The 5,544-nt window shown below is 73.8% G+C and carries 8 protein-coding genes; 1 reads left to right on the plus strand and 7 read right to left on the minus strand.

The window, feature by feature from the left end:
* The coding region (locus tag AWZ10_RS18990) for a helix-turn-helix transcriptional regulator (RefSeq protein ID WP_159058298.1) at positions 1 to 853 on the plus strand (853 nt) is incomplete at its 5' end.
* Here the strand turns inward: AWZ10_RS18990 and AWZ10_RS18995 are convergent.
* The 7 genes from AWZ10_RS18995 to AWZ10_RS19025 all read right to left on the minus strand — a co-directional run.
* The gene (locus AWZ10_RS18995) at positions 831 to 1,235 is read right to left on the minus strand and encodes an ATP-binding protein (protein WP_046706542.1); all 405 of its coding nucleotides are present in this window, start codon (positions 1,233 to 1,235) and stop codon (positions 831 to 833) included. The two genes, AWZ10_RS18990 and AWZ10_RS18995, sit on opposite strands and share 23 nt — an antisense overlap.
* A complete protein-coding gene (locus tag AWZ10_RS19000) occupies positions 1,232 to 2,146 on the minus strand; it encodes an MEDS domain-containing protein (protein ID WP_060891641.1) in 915 nt (304 codons plus the stop codon). Before AWZ10_RS19000 ends, AWZ10_RS18995 begins: the two co-directional genes overlap by 4 nt.
* 165 nt (positions 2,147 to 2,311) lie before the next feature.
* Entirely contained in the window at positions 2,312 to 2,932 is a 621-nt protein-coding gene (locus AWZ10_RS19005; RefSeq protein WP_060891642.1) for a hypothetical protein, read from the minus strand.
* Positions 2,892 to 3,740, minus strand: coding sequence for an FkbM family methyltransferase (locus AWZ10_RS19010; protein WP_046706545.1), 849 nt, complete (start codon positions 3,738 to 3,740; stop codon positions 2,892 to 2,894). Before AWZ10_RS19010 ends, AWZ10_RS19005 begins: the two co-directional genes overlap by 41 nt.
* Positions 3,737 to 4,000 (minus strand): Trm112 family protein, encoded by a 264-nt coding sequence (locus AWZ10_RS19015; RefSeq protein WP_060891643.1) that lies wholly within the window; start codon positions 3,998 to 4,000, stop codon positions 3,737 to 3,739. Before AWZ10_RS19015 ends, AWZ10_RS19010 begins: the two co-directional genes overlap by 4 nt.
* Positions 3,903 to 4,925 carry a hypothetical protein gene (locus AWZ10_RS19020; protein ID WP_173531572.1) on the minus strand — a complete coding sequence of 341 codons (1,023 nt, stop codon included), beginning with the start codon at positions 4,923 to 4,925 and terminating at the stop codon, positions 3,903 to 3,905. The genes AWZ10_RS19015 and AWZ10_RS19020 overlap by 98 nt, the downstream gene beginning before the upstream one ends.
* Before the next feature lie 3 nt (positions 4,926 to 4,928).
* Positions 4,929 to 5,544 (minus strand): class I SAM-dependent methyltransferase (locus tag AWZ10_RS19025; RefSeq protein WP_060891644.1); only part of this gene is annotated, 616 nt, incomplete at its 5' end.

A 5,544-nucleotide genomic window follows, 5' to 3' on the forward strand; every position in this document is an offset into this window, starting at 1 on the left:
CCCGGGCCGCGCCCGCGCCTCCACGGCCTTCGTGGTCCTCACCCGCGTCGAACTCGCCTGCACCCTCGTCAGCCGGGGCCGCGCGGCGGAGGCGATCCCCCTGTGCGCCGAGGCCGTCGCCCTCTGCGAGGCCCACGGCGAGCAGTGGGCCCGCTCCTGGGCGCTGCGCACCCTCGCTCTCGCGCACTGGTCGGCCGGGCAGTACGACCGTGCCGCCGAGCAGGCCCGCGCCTGCCTGCGGCTGCCGTACACCGTGCGCCAGCACCAGAGTCTCGCCCGCACCCTCGACCTGCTCGCCGCCGCCGAGGCCCTGGCGGGCGACGCCGAGCGGGCCGGTGTCCTGCGCGGTGCCGTCGACCGTATCTGGCACGACATCGGCGGCAACCCCATGGACGCCCACCGGTCCGGCCGCCCCCGCGCCGCCGAACACCACGCCCGCCGCGCCCTCGGCGACCACGCCTACGCCCTGGCCCACCGCCGGGGCGGCCGTCTGACGGCGGAGCAGGCGGTGGCGTACGCGCTGGGTGAGCCGCGGGAGGGGGCCGCCCTGGCCGTACGCACGCGGGCCGCCTCGACCGCAGGGGAGGGCGCAGCCTCTGCCGGGAGCCCCGTCGGTGCGGCCCCGCCCCCCGCCCCGAGCGCCGATCCCGTGCCCGACCCGGTCCCGCTCACCCGCCGTGAACTCCAGGTCGCCGCCCTCGTCGCCCAGGGCCGTACCAACAGGCAGATCGCCGATCACCTGGTCATCGCCCGCCGCACCGCCGAGGGCCATGTGGAGCGCATCCTCGTGAAGCTGGGCTTCCACAACCGCAGTCAGGTGGCGGCCTGGTTCAGCGCGCGGGCGGGGCTGTGACGCGGGCCGGCAGGGGCACGAACAGGGTGGCCGTGGTGCCCCGGGGGGTGCTGTGGACGGCGATACGGCCGGTGGTGCCGACGTCGGCGAAGAGTGACTCGGCGAGACGCAGCCCGTGCCCCTCGGGCCGTCGCGCCGCGGGACCGGGCCCACTGTCCGTCACCTCGCAGCGCAACTCGCCCGCCACCACCCGCAGTTCCACGGCACCCGCCCCACCCCCGTGCACCACGGCGTTCGTCGCGATCTCCGACACGGCCTGTACGAGAGCGCCCTTGACCGCGGTGGCGAGACGGGCCCGCAGCGCCGCCTCCTCGACCAGTGAGCGCACCAGGGGGAGTTCCGCGCCGTCGAACTCCATTCGCAGCACCGGACCCTCGCTCACCCGGCGTCTCCCCCGTCCCCTTCTCCCTCCACGCTGACCAGTAACTGGGGCACCTCGTCGGCGCCCAGCTGCGACAGGACCAGCCCCAGCAGTTCGCCGCAGCGCACGGTGACCTCGCTGCCCGCCGGGAGCGACGCGGCGAGGCTGATCAGCTGCCAGGCGCAGTGGGCCTCCATGAAGCACAGGTCACGGAGGTCGAGGACGAAGTGGCTGGGGCCGGTGTCGTCACGGTGTTCCAGTGCCTGGCGCAGGATCTCGACGAACGCGGTGCGCGTGCTCAGCTCGGCGGTACCGGCGATCCGCCCGCCGTCGGGGGTCTCGGTGACCTCCAGGGAGTCGAGGCGTTCCATGACCCGCAGCGGGTGGACCTTGTCGACGCGGGCCGTCATCTCGTCGTCGAAGCGCCGGCGGTCGTACCAGCAGATCGCGGTGAACAGCGGGTCCGCGAACAGCGGCGCCACGGACGCCTCGTAGTCGAGCAGCCGGTCGTGGGCGAGGTTCATCCGGGGCGCCCAGCTCATGTCGGCGGTGACCCGCAGCCCCGCCCAGCCCTCGTCGCAGGCGCGGTCGACCTCGGCGGTGTACGTGTCGATCGTGCGCCGCTCCTGGAAGCGGCCGTCGGGGGCGTAGACCTCCGTGTTGCGTTTGAGCGACAGCTGGCCGCCGGCCCGCGCCGCCGCGACCTGCCCGCTGCCCCGGTCCAGCAGGGCGACCACCTCGTCGTCGCTCAGGTCGTCGGGGTCCATGACGAGCAGGACCTTCTCCCCGCGCGCGAGACTCGTCCGGGTGTACGCGGTGAACACCTTCCACGGCGACTCCCCGCGCAGGTCCGCCGCACTCATACAGGCGTGATCCCCCAGCCGCAGCCGCTCGACGGGCACGGTTCGCTCCGCGGGGTGCTGGGCCGTCATGGGGCTGCCTTTCCGTGAGATCAGGACTCTGCACGGACAGTAGGCCCAGCGGTGCTCCCCACGGCCGGATGCTTGCCAATCGTCCGCTTAGGGGGCCATGGCGAGCGATTGGGGAAAAGGCTGATCGAAAGAGTGCGTGATCTGACGAGGTACGACCAGGTGCTTTCAAGGGCGCGGGGCGGTGCCGATCCGCTGCAACAGCCCCCACGTGAACTCCGCGACACACTCCCGCCGCACCCCCTGCCCGTCGGGCGCGACGAACCGCAGCCCCCACCGCGTGGGCGCGGTCCCCTCCAGCGGCCGGGCCGGCGCGAAGGCCCGCGCCACCTCGTCCACCGTGCAGGACCACGGCGTCAGGTCTTCGAGAGCGCGCAGCTCAGGACCTGCGACCCCCGGCGCCCGCACGAGCCACTCGTTCCACACCGCCCCGTTCGGCGCGAGCAGCACCTCGAAGCGGAGGTCGGGCCACAACGGCACCGGCCACAGCCAGGCCTCGCAGTCCAGGTCGCCGATCTTCAGCGCCGTAGCCGATTCCGGCGCGCCCAGGACCGACCGGTACCGGGACGCCGACCCCCGCGCCCGGGGCGAGCGCACCATCGCCTGCCACCGCCGGTTCGCCTCGCGCATGTCCGCGAGGGAGACGCCCAGACCGCGGCGGGCGTCCTCGACGAGCTCCGGATTGTGGTCGGCCATACGACGCAGCAGCACCAGCTGGAAGTCCAGCGAGGTGAACGGACCGGAGGGCCTATCGGGGCCGGGGCGCTTCGCGGAGGACATGGGGTCCATCGTGGCGTACGGCGCCCGAGGCGGTCCGGTGGTCACCGGCACGCTCACCCGGGCGGCGCCCGTCCGGCAGGAACAGCACCGAGTTGACGTACCGGCCGGCGAACGGCAGGACACGCCGGAGCAGCCCCTGGGACGCCCGGTGCGACGTGCGCTCCTGGTGGGCCTCCAGGGTGGCCGGAACGAGGGGGAGCCAGGTCCGGGCGGGGAGGACCCAGCCGGCGTAGCCCAGGCCGGCGAGGAGGTCGACGACGGGGGTGATCGGCTGGATACGGGCCTCCAGTTCGACGAAGAGGGCCGGGCGGTCGCGGGTCAGGAGGCCGGACGCGCCGCGCAGGACGGCCAGTTCGTTGCCGTCGACGTCGATCTTGATGAACCCGACGTCCGTCAGGCCCAGGCCGTCGAGGGGGAGCAGGCGGACGTCCAGTGCGCGGGCGTGGATGTCCCGGCGGACCAGGGACGACACCCCGCGTCCGCCGTCGTCGCCGGGCGGCAGCCAGAGGCGGGCCGTGCCCGGGTGGTCGGAGGCGGCGGCCTGGACGACGCGGACGTTGGAGGGGGCCGTCGAGCTGAGCAGCCGGGCCAGCCGGGGCACCGGCTCGACGGTCACCACGTTCCTGGCCCGTCGCGCCAGCCGCCGTGTCCAGGGGCCGTACCAGCCGCCGACGTCCACCGCCGTACCGCACTCCGGCGGGCACAGCTCGTCGAGCCGGGCCAGCTCCGGTTCGAAGCGCGGGTAGACGAGCCGGGCGGTCGAGGCGACCAGCCGGTCCGGGAGGAGCGGCGCGAGCCGGGCGGCGAGCGTGGTCATGAGCTCATCCCCTTGAGGAGTGCGGAGAGCTTCTCGTGCTCGTCCTCCGTCACCTGCTCGCCCGACGACGGCAGCAGCTGCGGGATGCCGTCGACGATCGGGTAACGGCGGTGCAGCCGGGGGTTGTAGAGCGACTCCGAGGCCCGGGCGGCGGTGTCGGTGTCAGGTCGCGTTTCCTCCTCGTCGTGGACCACCAGGTGCAGGGGCCCCTTGTCCAGCGGGCACGCCAGGATCTGGAGCAGCGGGTCGTCGCGATTCATGGAGGGGCAACTCCTCGGCCGGTGCGGGGTTTGGGGGCGCCGATGGCGCTGGACTGTCGTGCTTGGGCATGCTCAGCAGTACGGCGACCGCCAGTACCGTGCCCGACAGGCGCAGCGTCAGCCGCAGTGGATCGTCGGGCAGCGACTCGCCGAACGACAGGGTGCCGAGCACCGCCGTGAACAGGCAGGTCACCGTCGTACAGACCGGCACGATCAGCGAGGCCCGGCAGCGCTGCAACGCCGCCTGCGACATCACCAGACCGAACGCGCCGGTGAAGAGCAGGAGATACGGGTACGGGGAGCGCAGCAGGCCGACCACCGCGTCCCCGAGCCCGCCGGTGGACAGATGGCTCGACACGCCCTTGATCGCGAGCGAGCTGACGCCGTACAGCAGGCCCACCGCCACGCCGTACTCGACGCCCGTGGTCGGCATCCGGTGCCGGTGCCGGGCGCGCCGCTCGGCGGACCGGTACAGCCCCACCCCGGCGGCCAGCGCGGGCAGGCAGACCGTGAGGACCAGCGCGTACGGCGCTCCGCCGCTGACCGTGTCGGAGCGCTCGTCCAGCGACAGGACCACCATCAGCAGCGCGGCGAGGATGGCGCCGAGGGCGTACCGTTCCCGGCCCGTGGTCTCCTCGCCGAGCAGCCGCGCCGACAGCAGGACCAGCAGGACAAGACCCGATACGAAGATGCCCTGGGCGGCGGCGATCGGCAGCGTCCGGTACACGGCCAGCTGTGCGGCGAAGCCGGCGGCCAGCGACAGCGAGCCCGCGATCCACAGCGGGCTGCCGACGACCTGCCGCAGCAGCTTCACCGGCTCCCGGACCGTCACCTGCGGCATGGCGGTGAGTGCCCGTTTCTCCAGGACGAATCCGGTGCTGTACAGCGCGTTCGCCAACAGGGCCGCGGCCACTCCCCACCACATCGCCTACATCCTCCGTGCGTGCAGCAGCAGGATCGACGCGGCCGACGGGGCCGCGCAGGCCAGGCGGTCCAGCGGACGCAGCGGGCGCGGTACGCCGTGGAAGGGTGCCCCGCGCAGCCGTACGACCTCGAAGCCGGACGCGGCCACGAACTCCCGCAGCGCACGGGCGGTGTAGAGCCGCAGATGGCCCACGACCTCCGTCCCCGGACGGCCGTGGATGCCGCGCAGGCTTACCTCCGAGAACACCGGCTGGACGCCCGCGAGCAGCAGGGCGCGGTTGTACCAGGCGGCGAGATTGGGTGTCGACAGCATCAGATGGCCGCCGGGGCGCAGGACGCGGCGGATCTCGTCGAGGGCCGCGTCGGGGTCGACCAGGTGCTCGATGACCTCGCTGAACAGCACGGCGTCGGCGGACTCCGACCGCAACGGCAGTCCCCCGTCGGCCAGTTCGCCCCGGACCGCGTACGGGATGCGGGTGCGGGCGCGTCGGAGGGCGTCCTGGGACCAGTCGACGCCGATGATGCGGTGGCCGGTGAGGAGGGGCGCGGCGGTGGCCGCCGCCGTGCCGTCGCCGCAGCCGATGTCGAGGACGGTACGGGGGCCCGCCGCGGACGCCGGG

The sequence above is a fragment of the Streptomyces europaeiscabiei genome, assembly GCF_001550375.1.
Classification (GTDB): domain Bacteria; phylum Actinomycetota; class Actinomycetes; order Streptomycetales; family Streptomycetaceae; genus Streptomyces; species Streptomyces europaeiscabiei.

What these genes read in the sequence shown, in the direction of transcription:
- AWZ10_RS19000 (WP_060891641.1), bottom strand. Translation starts at nt 2,146, where the DNA reads ATGACGGCCCAGCACCCCGCGGAGCGAACCGTGCCCGTCGAGCGGCTG.
- AWZ10_RS19005 (WP_060891642.1), bottom strand. Translation starts at nt 2,932, where the DNA reads ATGGACCCCATGTCCTCCGCGAAGCGCCCCGGCCCCGATAGGCCCTCC.
- AWZ10_RS19010 (WP_046706545.1), bottom strand. Translation starts at nt 3,740, where the DNA reads ATGACCACGCTCGCCGCCCGGCTCGCGCCGCTCCTCCCGGACCGGCTG.
- AWZ10_RS19015 (WP_060891643.1), bottom strand. Translation starts at nt 4,000, where the DNA reads ATGAATCGCGACGACCCGCTGCTCCAGATCCTGGCGTGCCCGCTGGAC.
- AWZ10_RS19020 (WP_173531572.1), bottom strand. Translation starts at nt 4,925, where the DNA reads ATGTGGTGGGGAGTGGCCGCGGCCCTGTTGGCGAACGCGCTGTACAGC.